Below are 17251 nucleotides of genomic sequence, written 5' to 3' on the forward strand. Positions count from 1 at the left end.
AATCAAGCCTTCAGGGCAGCCAGGGCGTCGCCGAAGATATCCAGTGCCTTGAAGAACAGCTCACGCGAGATCGTCAGCGAGGGCATCACGCGCATCACGTTGCTGTAACGGCCACAAGGAATCATCAGCACGCCGTGGTTGAGCAGGTAGCCCATCAGTTGGCCGATTTTCTCGCCCGCCAGGGGCGCCTTGGTGAGCGGGTCTTCGATCAGCTCGATACCGATCATCAGGCCGCGCCCGCGCACTTCGCCCACCAACGGGCTGTTGAAACCACGAATATGCGCCTGTGCCTCCAGCCCCAATGTGTGGGCGCGGTTGAGCAGGTCGAGTTCCGGGTCCTGGAGGATGCTGATGTTGGTCAGTGCCACCGCCGCCGACAGAGAGTTTGCCGCGAAGGTGTTGGGCATGGAGCCGTCGGGAATCTGCGCCGCCAGGTCCGAGCGCATGATCAGGCCGGCCATGGGCAGGTCGCTGCCGATGCCCTTGCCGAAGGTGAGCATGTCCGGTTTCACGCCTGAATGTTCGACCGCCCACATCTTGCCGGTACGCCCCGCGCCGGATTGCACCTCATCGACGATCAGCAACGTACCGCTGCGGTCGCAGGCCTTGCGCAACAGTTGCAGGAATTCGGGTGAGGGCGGCACGTAGCCGCCTTCGCCCTGCACTGGCTCGACGATCACGGCGGCCACGTCATCGGCGGCGGTGTAGGGGGTGTTCAGCAGGTAGTCGATGTACTCGCCGGCGATCTGCTCGGCGCTTTTGTGGGTGGTGTCGAAGGGGAACCGGTAGGCGTAAGGGTAGGGGGCGTGGATCACGCCGCCCATCTGGGCACCGTAGCCTTTGCGGTACGCGGTGCCCGTGGTCAGGGAGCCCGATGCGTTCCAGACACCGTGGTAGCCGCCATGGAAGGCGATGATCTGGTGGCGTCCGGTGATGCGCTTGGCGAACTTGATCGCGGCTTCCAGCGCGTCGCTGCCGCTCTGGGTGAAGAAAGTGATGCAGTCGCCACGCAAGCCGTCGGGCGCGATCTCGGAGAGCTTGGCGGCCAGCTCGGTGCGTCGGGTGCTGTTGATCTCGAGGGCATGCATCAGCACTTCCGACTGCTCGCGAATGGCTTGCACCACCTTCGGATGGCAGCGGCCTACGCTGCTGACGCCGACCCCGGCGGACAGGTCGATATAGGTATTGCCGTCCGGGTCCTTGAAGGTCGCGCCCAGTGCGCGGTCCATGGCCACCGGCATACGTCCGCCACCACGTGCCATTGACTCGGTGCGCGCCGACAGCGCCAGGGCTTCGAGGGTCCTGGGCCCAGGAATGGTCTCGGAGATGATCCGTGGGGCATCCGCAAAATGCAGGGATTCTAGTTTGGCTTCACTCATGACGGTCTCTCTGGAATGTCGATTCAAGTGTGCCGATCATCTCCGGGGTGCATTCCAGACGGGTAGCCCGAATCGGCACATGGGAAAGCGTGTCCGTGGCGGGCTGCAGCCAATCGGAAAAGTTACAAATAATTTGCAGGATTTCTGCTATGTGCGAATATCACATGGGAAGGCAAGCTAAAAACAAGAATATCGGCAGAGGCTTTCGGCATTATGAAAAACCAGACCATCAGCCATTCCCAGGACATTCACGTTCACGCCGCCACTGTTCAGCAGTGGAGCCAGGACTACAGCCAATTGACGGCTGGGTCCGCCGAATGCTCACTCATGCAGTTGACGACCGCCGGTTGCCACGTATTCCGCGAGCAGATCAACCAGCGTGTCGTGCAACACGGCGTCTCTCCCCGAGGCAAGATGTGTTTTGCGGTGCCGATCAATGTTCCCGGTCCGATTCGCATGCAGGGGCGAGAGGTGGACGACAGCAGCCTGTTCTTTCTCCATGGCGGCGAGGAGTTCATGTTCCACATGCCGCTGGGCATGGAGCTGTTGTCCATCACCTTTGAGCGTGAACTGTTTGAACAGGCCTTGGCGCAAACCGCTTCGGCGAAGGAGCTCAACCTGTTATTGCGCCAACCGGTGATCCGGGTTTCGGCCACACGGTTCGCCCAGGCGCGTCGTCGTCTGCTGACGCTGTTCTCTCAGGCCCTGGTGCAGGAAGAGCTGGACAGCACGCGCGATTTGCAACGCGAGCAGGCGCTGGAACAGGCCATGCTGGGTGAGCTGCTGCAACTGATGACTGACCCTGCCTGCGACAAGCAACAGCGCTCCACCAGTTCCACGCGCAGTTTTATTGTGGAGAAATGCCATCGCCTGGCGACCGAGCAGATGCTGAATGTGCCGAGCGTCATCGAGTTGTGCCAGCGTCTACAGGTGAGTCGGCGCACGGTGCAGAACAGTTTCCGCTCGGTGACTGAGACGACCCCCCTCAACTACTTGCGCTCGGTCAGGCTCAACGCTGTACGCCGCACCCTGATGTCCACTCCCGCGTCCCACCTCACCATAGGCGATGCCGCCGCTCAATGGGGCTTCTTTCACCTCAGCCATTTTGCCGCCGAGTACCATGAGCTGTTTGCGGAATTGCCCTCCCATACTGCCCGTGCCGCAATTACGCGTTGTGCTTCGGTCTGATCGAACTCACAAGGATGTAGAACATGAACAGTCTGCGCCGCCTGCTGGCGGTCTTCGATTTGTTTCGCCCGGACCAGCCCGTCATTGACGTCGACATCATTTGCCGGGAACTCGGTTATACACCGGCCACTGCCTACCGTTACCTGCGAGAGCTGGGGGATGCGGGTTTATTGAAGCGGTTGCCCCGGGGTTATGCGCTGGGCCCGCGCATTGTCACGCTGGAGCAATTGATGACTCACTATGATCCGCTGCTGGCGTGCAGTCAGGACCTGGTCGAACAGTTGGTCGCCGACACAGGCCTGGATGCGTTGGTCAGTGAGTGGCATGGCGACTCAGTGGTCAATGTACTGGTCCAGCGTGGCACCGATGCCGGACCGGTGGGCGGCGGCAGGGGGCAGCCGATCAGCCTTTTCCACAGCGCGACGTCCCGGGTGGTATTGGCTCACTTGCTGCCACGCCAGATCCGACGCGTGTATGACGCTCACGCTCCGGTCGCTGACAGCCCGCAACAAGGGCTGGAATGGAAGACCTTCACCAAGAGCCTGCTTGCCATTCGCAAGCAAGGCTACTGCGTCAGCGACGGTGAACTGCACCCGGGACGCAGTGGCGTCGCCGCGCCGATTTTCGACGACAAGCGGCGGGTCATCGGCAGCATGACCCTGGTGGGGCGCAGTGAACGCTTCCATGCGTTCCAGCAGAGCTACCTGCGTTACCTGGTGACCGGCGCGGCGTCGGAGTTGACCAGCCGCATCGCCTTGCGCTGAGGGCGGCGGGGCAGGCGGCGCGACAGATGACCGATTTGGGCTACCGAAGCGTTCCCGGCAGGCCTAGGATCAGGCCCTGCGTGCGATCAGAACGACAAGCGACTCGGTGACGGTGCGAGATGGACTGCGCCGATCCTACGGCGACTGCCTCATCCTATAAGGTCAACAAAATGAGCGTGACTTTGCCCCACAATACGCCCCACAACCCGCCCCACAACCCGCCCCACAACGCGCCCCCAAAAAACCCCGACGAAACCCTCGACACGACGTCGCCCAACCGCTCTACCGAGCTCAAGCGTGGCGCCCTGGGTGTCGGTTTCATCATCTTCTTCGTGGTGTCGGCGGCGAGTCCGCTCAGTGTGATCGCCGGCGGTTTCCCCATTGGCATCATGCTCGGCAATGGCGCGGGCACCCCGGCGCTGCTGATCCTCGCCTTGCTCGTGCTGCTGGCGTTCTCGGTGGGCTATACCACCCTGTCCCGCCATATCACTAACGCCGGTGGGTTCTACGCGTTCACCGCCCGTGGGCTGGGTGGCCTGGCCGGCGGCGCTGCCGGGGTATTGGCGATGTTTGCCTATAACATCCTGCAGGTCGGCTTGTATGGCATGTTCGGCGGGGTGGTCAGTGGCACCATGCAAAGCGCATTCGGCCTGGTATTGCCCTGGTGGTCCTACTCGCTGATGGCGATGGCAAGCATTGCGATCCTGGGGTATCGCAAGATCGACCTGTCGGCGCGGGTGCTGTCGGTGATGGTGATCGCCGAATACCTGGCGATCCTGATCCTGGATTTCGCCATTCTCAAATCCGGCGGCGACAGCGGCATCAACCTTGATTCATTCAGCAGCCACCACGTATTCAGCGGCACCCCGTCCATCGGTTTGCTGTTCTGCTTCGCCGCCTTTATCGGCTTTGAGGCCACCACCATCTACGGTGAAGAGGCCAAGGATCCCCAGCGCACCATCCCACTTGCCACCTACTGTTCGGTGTTGCTGATCGGTGGTTTCTACGCGTTGTCGGTATGGTCGATGGTGGTGGGGGTGGGGGCGGACAAAATCGTGCCGATGCTGCAGGCGTTGCAGGATCCGACCACATTTATCTATGGCATGTCCGACCACTTTGTCGGCCCGCACCTGACCCAGGTCATCCGCGTGCTGTTCATGGTCAGTATCTATGCCGGGTTGCTCGCCTTTCACAATGCCGCCGCGCGTTACTTCTACGCCATTGGGCGTGACGGTTTGTTGCACCGCCAGTTGGGCACCACCCATCGCGTGCACCAGAGTCCCCATATGGGTTCGGCCTTGCAGAGCCTGATTTCGGCGGTGGTGGTGCTGATTTTCGCGGCGATGGATGCCGATCCGATCCTGCAATTGTTCGCCTGGCTGTCCAACCTGGCGACGTTGTGCGTGATCTTGCTGATGGCGCTGACTTCTGCGGCGGTGCTGGTTTTCTTCCGGCGCCACCCCGAGCTCAAGGTCGGTGTTTGGCGCGGGCAGATTTTCCCCGGTTTCTCCTGCCTTGCACTGTGGGTGGTGCTGGTGCTGGCGGTGGTGCATTTCGATGTACTGACCGGTGCCAGCCAACTGTTGTCCTACAGCCTTTGCGCCATTATTCCGCTGGCCCTGTTGGGTGGTGTGTTCCTGGCGGCCAGGCTGCGCAAAGTATCCCCTCAGCGGTTCCTGGCCCTGGGCAGCCACAAGCTTTAAGGCGCGGCCTGCGCTGCTGGCTTGCTCAGCTTGACCAGCAGCGCTGCAATCAACAGCAGGGCTGCGGACGCCGCCAGCACCGCGACAAAGCCTGCGTCAAACGCCGAACGGGCGGCCGCGCTCAACATCGCGCGGCCTTCGGGCGACAAGGTTTCAGCGACCACCAGCGCATCGTCAAGACTCTCGAATGTCGCCGGGTTGCGGGTCAGCCACGCTGGGATCATCACGCCCGCCGCATTGGCATAGATCGCTGACAGCAGGCTGCCGGCGAGCGTCACGCCCACCGCGCCGCCCAGCTCAAAGGACACTTCTTCGATGGACGCCGCCATGCCCGCCTGGTCCGCAGGCACGCTGAGCATGATGCTACTGGATGAAGCGGTCAGCGCGGCGCCAATCGTAAAGCCCAGCAGCGCGAGGCTGATGATTTGCGCAGGTGCCGTAGCGTTGTAGAGCAACAGGTAGGACAGCATCGCCGCTGACGACAACAGCAATGTCCAGAACAGCATGCGTTGGTTCCCGAGGCGAGGCAGGTAATACCCGGCAAGCGGCCCGGAGATGAACGAGCCCAGGGGCAGCGGCAGGATGAACAATGCCGCCTCCAGCGGCGACAAGCCCAGCACCAGTTGCAGGCGCTGGCTGAACACCAGTTCCATGCCGATCAACGCAGCGGCTGATACCACCGCTGAAATAACCGCGTTTCTGAACCCCGGCGCCTTGAACAGCGCGAGGTCAAGCATCGGTTGTGTGGCTCGGCGCTGGCGGCGGATGAACAGCGTCAGAAACAGCGTGCCCAGGGCCATTGCCACCAGCATGCCCTCCAACGACGCTGCCCGCTTGCCGAGCTCCTTGACGGCATACGCCACGCTGATCAACCCGATCATCACCTGGAGCGACCCCAGCCAGTCCCAGCGTTTGCTGATATCCCCCGGATGATTGGGGATCAACAGCGCGCCCACCACCAACGCCACCAGCACAATCGGCACATTGATCAGAAAGACCGAACCCCACCAGAAATGCTCCAGCAACAGGCCGCCCACCACCGGGCCGAACGCAGCGCCCCCTGACGCAACCGAGGCCCAGATGCCAAATGCCATGGCCTGTTCGCGTGGGTCGCTGAACGTCACGCGCACGATCGCCAGCGTGGCGGGCATCATCATCGCCGCGCCGACCGCCAGAAACCCACGCGCGCCAATCAGTACGCCGGCGGTGGGTGAAAACGCCGCGATCAGCGAGAACAGGCCAAATACGCCGAGCCCGCCGATGAACAGGCGTTTGTGCCCGAGGCGATCTCCGAGCGTACCCATGCCCAACAGCAGGCCGGCGGCGATCAGCGCATAAATGTTGACGATCCACAGCTTCTGCGAAGCCGAAGCGTTCAGCTCGCGGGTCAGCGTGGGCAGGGCGGTGTAGAGCACCGTCATATCGATGACGATGAGCAGCAATGCGCTGGAAATAATCGCGAGGATCAGCCAGCGTCGAGGAGAGGTCATGGGACGCGCTCGGTGATGGAAAGAGGAAAGCCGGTGCCGGTCAGTCTGTATAAGCCGCCGGCCCCTTACACACGGAAATGGGCCACCAGTTGTTGTTGGTGATTGGCCATGTGATGCAGTGAGTCGCTGGCTTTTGAAGCATCGTCCATCCGGCTGGCGAGTGTTTCGCTGATACCGCGGATGTCGCTGACCCGATGGCTGATGTCTTCTACGACGGTGCTTTGCTCCATGGCGGCACTGGCAATCTGCTGATTCATCTGTTCGATCACGTCTACGGCCTGGGAGATGCGCTCCAGCGCCACCCGAGTCTGTTGCACCTGGACCACGCTGCCGCTGGCTTGCTCGCGGCTCAGTTGGGTACTGTGCACCACCGACTGGCTCAGCTGCTGCAAGGTCTCGATCACCGTGCGCACCTGTTCGACTGAATGCTGGGTGTTGCTGGCCAGGTGCCGGACTTCGTCGGCCACCACCGCAAAACCACGGCCCTGCTCGCCGGCCCTTGCCGCTTCGATGGCCGCATTCAAGGCCAACAAGTTGGTCTGCTGCGCGATGGAACTGATGACGTCGAGGACCTGACCGATCTGGGCACTGCTGTCGGCAAGCGCGTTGACCTGCCCAAGGGTGGTTTCCAGGCGCTGGTCAAGGGCCTCGATACTGCGCTCGGCGGTCGAGAACACCGCCTGGCCTGAGCGGCTCGCGCTTTCTGCGGCGGTGGCGGCGTCGGCAGCACTGTGGGAGTGGCGCGCCACTTCCTGTGCACTGGCGCTCATTTGGTGCAGCGCGGTGGCCGCCAACTCCACCTCGTGATACTGACGCTGCATGCCGGCACTGACTTCACGGGCTATGCCAGACGAGGTGTCGGCGCTGTTGCGGGTGTCCAGCGACGCGCTCTGGATATCGCGGATAATCGGCTGCAACGTGTCCAGGAACCGGTTGAAGCCATTGGCCAAGTGGCCCAACTCGTCGTGCCTGCCGACGGGCAGGCGCTGGGTGAGGTCGCCGTCGCCTTCGACAATCGCATCCAGCAACTCGGCCATTCTCAGCAGTGGGCGTGTCACGCCGTGAGCGGCCAGCCAGATCAGCAACATGCCCAGGCTGCTGGCAAGCATGCCCAGGCCCAGGTTGAGCCAGTTGGACTCACGGCTTTTGCTGTCCAGGTCGTTTTGCATTTGCCGGGCAGGTGCCTGCACCCGTGCCTGCGGGACTTTGATCGCCAGTTGCCAGGCCGGGCCGCCTGCCACGGTCTGCACGGACTGACGTATATCGAGGGTGTCCCCGGAGACTTCGCCACTGCGTCCCGCCACTTGGCCCGAGGCCGACACAATGGCGACTTCGCTGTCGCCCTGGTACAGGTCCTGGCCGAGGTTGGCGGCCAGCTTCTGCAACGTATCGAGGCTGATATCCATGCCCACGACGCCGAGCACCTTACCGTTGACGATCAACGGGATGGAAATGCTGCTCATCAGGGTGTTCCGGCCTTCCACTTCGATGGTGTACGGCTCGATCACACACACCCGTCTTTGCGCTTGAGGGCAGGCGTACCAGGCGTTTCCGGGTTCGCTGCCGGGCGGCGCGGTGTTGGCGGCGATTTGTGCCTCGCTCAACACCTCCTGCACCAATTGCCCCGGCTGGCTCTGCGACCAATACAGCGCAAAGCGCCCGCTGTCGTTCCCCGCCATTGCGCGTTGACCGCGCCAATCGGCATCCGCGCCGGCCAGTGCATCAGGCAGCATGATGACGTACAGGCCGAGGACTTTTTCGCGCTGTTTCAGGGTTTCACGGGCCGTAGCGATCAATGCTTCGCGCAATTGCGCGACCGTCAGGCGCCCATTGAGTGTCTGCTCGCGCAGTTGCAGAACCTGTTGCGCGAACCCTTCGCCATACAAGGCGGTTTCGTTGAAAAAACGCTCCACCTGTTGGCCATGCGCAACGGCCTGGGCCTGCAAGCGTTCCAGCGCAGCCTGCCCGAGCAACGCGTTGCTCTGGTCTTTAAGCAGCTTTGCACTGGTTTTGTTCTGGTACGCGCTGGCGCCAATCAGCGCCCCCACCACCGCCAGCAGGCAGAGTCCGCTCAGCAGTGTGATACGCCATTGGAGGGTGAGGTGAGCTAGACGCATGGCTGAGGCTTCCTGCAGAGGGCTTTGGCGGCGATGGGCTGGGCAGCGAGCCCTGGTTTTTATGCTTGTTGCCGGCACCCGGGCATAGCGCGGGTGATCCTAGGTTGCGGGGATGACAGGCCAGGCGGCTATCCCAAATCGGCAAGGCCGGTGGGATTGCCCGTGCAGCGCCGACCTGTTTTGGGGCGGGGCTGTGGATGCTACCGATTTGGGATAGCGAGCGGTTCGGGGGCGGGCATAGGATCAAATTCAGCGCGTAACCAAAACAAGACGCTACCCGGTGCCGATGCGGTGTGGTCGGGCCAACCCTAAAGCGACTGCCTCATACAATAAGGTCAATAACATGAGTGTATCTATCCCGGTCAACAGCTCCACGGAGCTCAAGCGTGGCGCCCTGGGTGTGGGCTTCATCATCTTTTTCGTAATATCTGCGGCGAGTCCGTTAAGCGTGATCGCCGGCGGCTTCCCGATCGGCATCATGCTGGGCAACGGCGCGGGCACCCCGGCGCTGCTGATCCTTGCCTTGCTGGTGCTGCTGGCGTTCTCGGTGGGCTACACCACCATGTCCCGACACCTCACCAATGCCGGCGGGTTCTACGCGTTCACCGCCCGTGGGCTGGGTGGCCTGGCCGGCGGTGCTGCCGGGGTGCTGGCGATGTTTGCGTACAACATCCTGCAGGTCGCCCTGTATGGCATGTTCGGCGGGGTCGTCAGTGGCACCATGGAAGCCACGTTCGGCCTGCTGTTGCCCTGGTGGGCCTACTCGCTGATGGCGATGGCGAGCATTGCTATCCTCGGTTATCGCAAGATCGACCTGTCGGCGCGGGTGCTGTCGGTGGTGGTGATCGCCGAGTACCTGGCGATCCTGATCCTGGACTTCGCCATCCTCAAGTCCGGCGGTGACAGCGGCATCAACCTGGATTCGTTCGACCGCAGCCATGTGTTCAGCGGCACCCCGTCAATCGGCTTGCTGTTTTGCTTCGCCGCCTTTATCGGTTTTGAAGCAACGACGATCTACGGCGAAGAGGCCAAGGATCCGCAACGCAGTATCCCGATTGCCACCTACTGTTCGGTGTTGCTGATCGGTGGTTTCTACGCGTTGTCGGTATGGTCGATGGTGGTGGGGGTCGGGTCGGACAAAATCGTGCCGATGCTGCAGGCCTTGCAGGACCCGACCACGTTTATCTATGGCATGTCCGACCACTTTGTCGGCCCGCACCTGACCCAGGTCATCCGCGTGCTGTTCATGGTCAGTATCTATGCCGGGCTGCTCGCCTTTCACAACGCCGCCGCGCGTTACTTCTATGCCATCGGGCGCGACGGCTTGTTGCACAGCGTGTTGGGCACCACCCATCGCGTGCATCAGAGCCCGCATATGGGGTCGGCGTTGCAGAGCTTGATTGCGGCGGTGGTGGTGCTGATTTTCGCGGCGATGGACGCCGACCCGATCCTGCAACTGTTTGCCTGGCTGTCCAACCTCGCCACCCTGTGCGTGATTTTACTGATGGCGCTGACCTCGGTGGCGGTGTGTGTGTACTTCCATCGCCATCCCGAGCTTAAGGTCGGGCTGCTGCGCGGACGCATCCTGCCGGGGTTCTCATGCCTGGCGCTGGTGCTCGTGCTGGTGCTGGCCGTGGTGCATTTCGACGTACTCACCGGCGCCAGCCAACTGCTGTCCTACAGCCTCTGCGCGATTATTCCTGCGGCGCTGATTATCGGCATTGTGCTCGCAGCGCGACTGCGATCGCGCTCGCCGCAACGGTTCCTCGCCTTGGGCAGCCACAAGCTTTAAGAGCGCAGCGGTTTTATAGCTCGACTAACCAGACAATTGCAGCCTGTCGTTGCTCGGCATGGCTCGTCAGCGTGTGAAAGGAAGGTTTCAAATGCACAACTACAAGATGCTCATCGATGGGGTTCAAGTGGCCGGTGAACGAGGCCAGTTTGACGTGGTCAACCCGGCCACCGGCGCTGCATTTGCACAATGCCCGGCAGGCTCGCTGGGGCAACTCGACCAGGCGGTGAATGCCGCGCAGGCGGCTTTCAAAAGCTGGCGCCACAGTAGCCACCCAGACCGTTGTGAACGTTTGCTGGCGATTGCCGCCGATATCGAGCGCGAGGCCGACGCGCTGGCCCGCCTGATTGTGCAGGAGCAAGGCAAGCCGCTGGAGCTGGCGTTTGGCGAGGTCATGGGGGCCGCGGCGTGGACCCGCTACGCGGCGGCTCAAGACATTGCGGTGGAGCTGGTGGAAGAAACCCCCACCCAACGCATCGAGCTGCACCGCAAACCGTTGGGCGTCGTGGCGTCGATCACCCCCTGGAACTGGCCGTTCATGATCGCCGTCTGGCACATCATGCCGGCGCTGCGTGCCGGCAACTGTGTGATCAGCAAACCGTCGAGCCTGACCCCGTTAAGCACGTTGGGCCTGGTTGAAATCATTGCCCGCCACGTGCCCCGCGGGGTGATCAACTGCGTGACGGGCGAGCAGGGCTTCGGCAGCGCAATCACCGCGCATACCGGCATCCAGAAAATTGTCTTCACCGGTTCCACCGCCACCGGGCAAAGCGTGATGCGGGGGGCCGCCAGCAACCTCAAGCGCCTGACCCTGGAATTGGGCGGTAACGATGCGGCAATTGTATTGCCAGGAACGCCGGTCGAGGCAGTGGCCGAAGAGATCTTCCAGGCCGCCTTTCTCAACATGGGCCAGACCTGTGCGGCCCTCAAGCGCTTGTACATCCACGAATCACAGTATCAGGCCTTTGCCGACGCGCTGACGCAGATCGCAGCGCGCCAGGTGGTGGGGGATGGTCTCGACGCCGGTGTCACGTTCGGGCCGGTGCAGAACCTGGAGCAACTGGAACTGGTGGAGGCCTTGGTCGCCGACGCACGCGCCAACGGCGCACGGGTGCTGTGTGGCGGGGCGCGCCTGGATCACCCGGGTTTTTTCTATCCCCCTACGCTGGTGGCGGACGTCACCGACGGCCATCGACTGGTCGATGAGGAGCAGTTCGGCCCTGTGTTGCCCTTGATTGCCTACCGGGATGTCGAAGATGTGCTGCAGCGCGCCAACGCTGGTGACATGGGACTCGGTGGCTCGGTCTGGGGGCCGGATGTCGAGCAGGCCCAGGCCTTGGCCAGTCGCCTGGAGAGCGGCGTTGCCTGGGTCAACTGCCATGCGCAGATCCAGCCCAATACGCCGTTTGGTGGCAGCAAAATGTCGGGGTTTGGTGTCGAGTTCGGCCTTGAGGGGTTGCTGGAATTCACGGGCCAGCAACTGCTGTTCGTGCGCAAGCGCGAAGCCGCACAGGGAGCTTGAACATGTACGAAAAATACAAGACCGCCGAGAAAAAGTTCTGGCACCCCATGGGGTCCAGTGCCCCGGCGCAGCGCTCCAAGACGCTGATCATCGCCCGAGGTGACGGCAATTACATTACGGACATCGACGGCCAGCGCATGCTCGATGGCGTGGGCGGCCTGTGGAATGTGAACATTGGGCACAACCGTGCCAGCGTCAAGGCAGCGATTGCCGCGCAGTTGGATGAATTGGCGTATTACCAGACCTTCGACGGCATTGCCCACCCTCGGGTATTCGACCTGGCCGAACGGCTGACCACCCTGTTCGCCCAGGAACGCATGACACGCGTGCTGTTCAGTTCCGGTGGCTCCGATGCAGTCGAAACCGCGCTGAAAATGGCCCGCCAATACTGGATCGCCAGTGGCGAACCGGGGCGCACGCGGTTCCTGTCGCTGCGCAACGGCTATCACGGTGTGCATATGGGCGGCACATCGGTGGGCGGTAACGGTGTCTACCACTACAACCATGGGCAGCTGTTGGCCGGCTGCCATTTGCTCGACACCCCATGGCTGTATCGCAATCCCTGGGATTGCCGCGATCCCGAAGCGCTGACGGCGCATTGTATTCGGCAATTGGAGGAGCAGATCGCGTTGCTGGGCGCGCAGACGGTTGCCGCATTGATCGCCGAGCCGGTGCAAGGTGCCGGCGGGGTGATCGTACCGCCCGCCAGTTACTGGCCGCGCCTGCGGGAGGTGTGTGACCGCCACGGTATTGTGTTGATCGCCGACGAAGTGGTCACGGGGTTCGGCCGTTCCGGCTGCATGCTCGGCAGTCGTGGCTGGGGCGTCGCGCCGGACATCCTGTGCCTGGCCAAAGGCATCACGGCCGGGTACATCCCGCTGGGCGCCACGCTGTTCAACCAACGCATCGTCGACGCAATCGAGAACGGGCCTGGCTTCAGCAGCATGGTCATGCACGGCTACACATACAGCGGCCACCCGACCGCCTGTGCGGCCGCGCTGGCGGTACTGGACATCGTCGAAGCCGAGGACCTGCCGGGCAACGCGGCCAGAGTGGGTGCGTACTTGCTGGAACAGCTCAAACCGTTGACCGAGCGCTACCCGGTGATCGGCGAAGTGCGTGGCAAGGGCCTGATGATCGCGCTGGACCTGGTGGTCGATAAGGCCACGCGCCAACCCCTCGACCCGGCTGGCGGCCAACCCTCGCGGATCGCCGACGAGGCGCGGCGTGCCGGTGTGCTGGTGCGACCGATCGGCAACAAGATCATTCTCTCGCCGCCATTGACCCTCACGACCGATGAGGCGGACTTGATCGTCTCTGCGCTGGATATCGCCTTCACCAGCTACGGCTAGTCCCCGTGAAAACGGTGCGGCAAAGGCTGCACCCACGTCATGCCAATACCTAAGACAGCCTTTTGAAAGGCGCACCTCCAGGAGCTTGAGCCATGCGGTATCCATTGCGTCGTCCCGTGTTCGGTAGCACGTTCGTGTGCACATTGGCGCTGTGCGCCATTCAACAGGCCCAGGCCTATGAGGTGTACAGCGACGACAGTCGCCACCTCAACGCGGACATGACAGCGGTATTCGGTCAGTTCAACAGCCGCAAGAACTACGATGGCACCTCGGGCGGCTCCACATGGCGCGAGGGTTATATCAAATACGGCCTGAGCGGCCACCAGGCCTTGGGCGGCAATGGCTCCGCGTATGGGGCATTCGCGCTGGTCAGCTCCGCCACCTGGGGCGACGGTGATCCGGGCGGAAACAGCGTGGGGACAGAGCGTACGACTAAAATCGAAGACGCCTACCTGGGGTGGCGCTCCGGCGATCTGTTTCCGGCGCTGGGCAAGGACGGCGTGGATATCTCCGGCGGGCGTCAGGTGGTCAAGGTCGGTCGCGGCTTCCTGATCAACGATGACGGACTGAACCTGGGCAAAGGCCCGGCCGATGGCACCATGAACCGTGGGGGGGCTTACTACCTGGCTGCCCGGCATGCGTTCGACCAAACCGCCGTGCTGCGCCTGGGTGGGCAAGAGGGCCTGCACGGCAGCGTGCTGTGGCTCAAGTCCGACAACCGCGTCCAGGCCGAAACCGAACTGGCCGCCGGCACCCTGGATTACACCGCGCAGCCGGGCACGCTTGGGCTGACCTGGGTGCATGGCCTCGACGTGAACGATCGATGGGCCAGCGACTTTCAGCGCCAGCGCAAGGGCATGAATATCTACAGCCTGCGCGCAGAGGGCGATGCGGGGGTCAAGAACCTCAACCTGGCGTTTGAATACGCCTGGCAGGACAAGGACGCCGGGCCGGAGAAAGCCTGGTATGGCGAAGCGGGCTACACCTTTGCCGATACCGCCTGGGCGCCCAAGGTGACCTATCGCTATACGCGTTACTCGCAGAACTGGGATGCGCTGTTCACCGGCTTGAGCATGGGCTATGGCACCTGGTTCCAGGGTGAAGTGGCCGGTAACTACGCCGGGCCGTTCAACAGCAATACGCGTATCCATCACGTCGGGCTGAAGGCAACCCCACTGGAAAACCTGACCCTGGGCGCGCTGTATTTCGATTACGACACCGTGCGTAAAAGCACGGCGTTGAACCTCGATGCCCGCGAGCTGGATGTGTACGCCGAGTGGGTGGTCAACCCGCACTTGATCATCACCCCGCTGGTGGGGCTCTACAAACCCAAGCAGGACTCGACCACCGGTGGCAACCAGGTCGGCGGCAACGGCACCAACCTGTACAGCCAATTGACGGTGGCCGTGCCGTTCTGAAGGGCGCGGGCTAGGGCGCGATACCGCTCGGCGCGTTATGCATGTTTTCGGCAATGCGCCGGGTGGTGTCCATCACCATTTCAATCACGGTTTCCTGGCGCAGCAGCTTGAAGCTTTGGGTGCTGCCGACGGCCGACAGGCTGCCGACCACTTCGTCGAGGTCCGTTTGGATGATCGGTGCGGCGATACCGGTCAGGCCCAGGTTGAGTTCGTCGTGGGTCAGGCAGTAACCGTCCTTGCGGATCTTTTTCGCGGCCTTGCTGAAACCGGCCCAGTCATAGGGACTGTCGGGGTCGCTGGCCATGTGTTCGTCGAACAGGCGTTGCAGGCGGCGACCTTTCTGATAGGCGATCAAAACCTTCGATTGTGCCCCGCGAAAGAACGGCAACGGCTGCCCACGCCCGAACGCGAAGTGATAGGTGTCGGCGGGTTCGGCGATGTAGGTGTTGATGATGCGCCCGTCGTAAAACACGCTGGCGAACACCGCCAGGCCGGTTTGCGCGGACAGCTCGTGCATCAGCTCGCGCCCGGCGAGCAGGATCGGGTCGTACTGGCGCATTTTCCAGTCCAGCTCGATCACCCGCGGGCCCAGGCCATAGCTGCCGGCATCCACGCGGGTCAACAGGCCGGCATCGCACAGGTCCTTGACGTAGCGGTACACGGTGGCCCGTGACAGGCCCATGCGCTCGGCGATGGTGTCGGGGTCGATCTTCAACGTCTGTGGGCCGAACAGGTCCAGGACGCTCAGCAATTTGCTCAGGCTGCTCATTTCGTTCCTAAAAGGGGGGCACGTGCTGCATTCCGTGGGCGCAACACTACCGCAGTGAAAGAAAAACGCAATCTTTTGTGCTTTTTAGATCATCAAAAAATCACATAAATCTCATTAAATGAGACAAATCAAAATAAAATGCTTGTTGATTGGATTTTTGTGTGTGATAAATCTCATCACTGCAAACGCTCAAGCAAGAGGGCTGAAAATGAATGGTGCGCAACTGATAGTGAATGCGGCAGCGGCAAGCGGTATCGAGTACTGCTTCGCCAACCCCGGGACCACCGAGATTCCCCTGGTGGCCGCCATGGCCAGCGCACCCGCTCTCAAGCCGGTGTTGTCGCTGTTCGAAGGGGTCTGCACCGGCGCGGCCGATGGCTATGGCCGGATTGCCGGCAAACCGGCCATGACCCTGACCCACTTGGGGCCTGGGTTCGCCAACGGCATCGCCAACCTGCACAACGCACGCCGTGCCAACACCCCCATCGTCAACGTGATCGGCGACCACGCCTCCTGGCACGTCAACTACGACCCGCCGCTGGCCAGTGACATCCAGGCCCTGGCCGGCGCGGTTTCCGGCTGGGTGCGCACCTCGCGCACCGCGTCGGGGGTTGGCGAAGACCTGCAGGAAGCCATGCGCGCGGCCTGGCAGGCCAAAGGGCAGATCGCCAGTTTGATCCTGCCCATGGACCTGCAAGCCCACGCCGTGACCCACAACGGTGTGTTCGCCCCGATCCGCCCGCCGGTGCGCCGCTTTGCCGGTGACCGCATCGAGAGCGTGGCCAGGGCCCTGCGTGACGGCCTGCGCCTGGTGTTTATCGTCGGTGACGAAGGCTTGTCGGTGGCCGGCCTAGAAGCGGCGGGGCGCCTGGCGCAACTGCCGGGCGTGCGTCTGTTCGCCGAGACCTTTCCACGCCTCAGCTACCGTGGCGGTGGCCTGCCGGACCTGGACCGCCTGCCGTACTTCCCGGAAGTGGCGATTGAAATCCTCGAACAATACGACCTGGTGGTGTGCGCCGGCGTGCCGGAGCCCATCAGCTACTTCGGCTACGAAGGCATCCCGTCGCGCCTGGCCGAACGTGAGCGCCTGCTGGCGTTGGCCGATGTCGGTGACGATGTCGCCGGCGCGCTGACGGCATTGGCCGACGCCCTCGATGCGCCGGCCTATATACCGACGCCCCAGGGTATCGAACTGCCGCCCGGCCATGCCGAGCTGACCCCACAGTCGGTGGGCCAGGTGCTGGCCGCCTCCCTGCCGGACGACAGCATTGTCTCCGTGGAGGGCGGCACCTGCGGCTATCCGTTCTTCACCGCTTCGGCCCGCGCCGCACGGCATCGGGTACTGACCAATACCGGCGGCGCGATTGGCCAGGGTATCCCGGTCGGCTTCGGCGCCGCCCTGGCCGAGCGCGGCAACCGTGTGTACTGCCTGCAATCGGACGGCAGCGCCCAATACACCATTCAAACCCTGTGGAGCATTGCCCGCGAGCAATTGCCGGTGGTGATCCTGATTGCCGCCAACCACCGCTACGCGATTCTGCAGAACGAGCTGCGCCGTTTCGGCATGACCGAACTGGGCCCTGAAGCCCTGAAGCTGACGGTGCTCGACAGCCCGCGCATCGACTGGAAAGCCCTGGCCAAAGGCTACGGCGTGCCGGCCAGCACGGTGCACACCAATGCCGAACTGCAACGGGCGCTGGCCAATGCGAATGCCGACGGCGGGCCTTGCCTGATCGAAATGGCGCTGTGAAGGAGTC

General features: G+C 62.7%; 12 protein-coding genes. 8 read left to right on the plus strand and 4 right to left on the minus strand.

The genetic code is table 11. The features are described from left to right. Positions 1-2: 2 nt before the first annotated feature. Complete coding sequence (locus tag M2497_RS11785; protein WP_071495004.1) at positions 3-1379, minus strand: aspartate aminotransferase family protein; 1377 nt, start codon at positions 1377-1379, stop codon at positions 3-5. 213 nt (positions 1380-1592) lie between these two features. On the opposite strand from M2497_RS11785, the gene M2497_RS11790 reads away from it, so the two are divergent. From M2497_RS11790 to M2497_RS11800, 3 genes are all read left to right on the plus strand, one after another. After that, positions 1593-2567 (plus strand): helix-turn-helix domain-containing protein, encoded by a 975-nt coding sequence (locus M2497_RS11790; protein ID WP_248487651.1) that lies wholly within the window; start codon positions 1593-1595, stop codon positions 2565-2567. A gap of 23 nt (positions 2568-2590) precedes the next feature. Continuing rightward, positions 2591-3331: an IclR family transcriptional regulator gene (locus tag M2497_RS11795; RefSeq protein WP_058427111.1), complete on the plus strand. Its 741-nt coding sequence runs from the start codon at positions 2591-2593 to the stop codon at positions 3329-3331. Positions 3332-3501: 170 nt separating this feature from the next. Then, positions 3502-5034, plus strand: coding sequence for an APC family permease (locus M2497_RS11800; protein ID WP_248487653.1), 1533 nt, complete (start codon positions 3502-3504; stop codon positions 5032-5034). Here the strand turns inward: M2497_RS11800 and M2497_RS11805 are convergent. Continuing rightward, positions 5031-6524, minus strand: a complete 1494-nt coding sequence (locus M2497_RS11805; protein WP_248487654.1) for an MFS transporter — start codon at positions 6522-6524, stop codon at positions 5031-5033. The two genes, M2497_RS11800 and M2497_RS11805, sit on opposite strands and share 4 nt — an antisense overlap. A gap of 65 nt (positions 6525-6589) precedes the next feature. Further along, complete coding sequence (locus M2497_RS11810) at positions 6590-8641, minus strand: methyl-accepting chemotaxis protein (RefSeq protein ID WP_248487655.1); 2052 nt, start codon at positions 8639-8641, stop codon at positions 6590-6592. A 343-nt stretch (positions 8642-8984) separates the two neighbouring features. On the opposite strand from M2497_RS11810, the gene M2497_RS11815 reads away from it, so the two are divergent. From M2497_RS11815 to M2497_RS11830, 4 genes are all read left to right on the plus strand, one after another. Beyond that, positions 8985-10433, plus strand: a complete 1449-nt coding sequence (locus M2497_RS11815) for an APC family permease (protein WP_248487656.1) — start codon at positions 8985-8987, stop codon at positions 10431-10433. A gap of 91 nt (positions 10434-10524) precedes the next feature. Further along, positions 10525-11955, plus strand: a complete 1431-nt coding sequence (locus M2497_RS11820; RefSeq protein ID WP_248487657.1) for an aldehyde dehydrogenase family protein — start codon at positions 10525-10527, stop codon at positions 11953-11955. A gap of 2 nt (positions 11956-11957) precedes the next feature. Beyond that, entirely contained in the window at positions 11958-13307 is a 1350-nt protein-coding gene (locus M2497_RS11825) for an aminotransferase class III-fold pyridoxal phosphate-dependent enzyme (RefSeq protein WP_071494998.1), read from the plus strand. A 92-nt stretch (positions 13308-13399) separates the two neighbouring features. Next, the gene (locus tag M2497_RS11830) at positions 13400-14725 is read left to right on the plus strand and encodes an alginate export family protein (protein ID WP_248487658.1); all 1326 of its coding nucleotides are present in this window, start codon (positions 13400-13402) and stop codon (positions 14723-14725) included. A 10-nt stretch (positions 14726-14735) separates the two neighbouring features. On the opposite strand, the gene M2497_RS11835 is transcribed toward M2497_RS11830, so the two are convergent. Next, complete coding sequence (locus tag M2497_RS11835; RefSeq protein WP_058427105.1) at positions 14736-15494, minus strand: IclR family transcriptional regulator; 759 nt, start codon at positions 15492-15494, stop codon at positions 14736-14738. A 208-nt stretch (positions 15495-15702) separates the two neighbouring features. Here M2497_RS11835 and M2497_RS11840 point away from each other — a divergent pair, with 208 nt between their 5' ends. Then, positions 15703-17244, plus strand: a complete 1542-nt coding sequence (locus M2497_RS11840; protein ID WP_248487659.1) for an acetolactate synthase large subunit — start codon at positions 15703-15705, stop codon at positions 17242-17244. Positions 17245-17251 lie beyond the last annotated feature (7 nt).

Origin of the sequence: Pseudomonas sp. CYM-20-01, from assembly GCF_023169845.1 — a bacterium.
Lineage (GTDB): Bacteria > Pseudomonadota > Gammaproteobacteria > Pseudomonadales > Pseudomonadaceae > Aquipseudomonas > Aquipseudomonas azotoformans.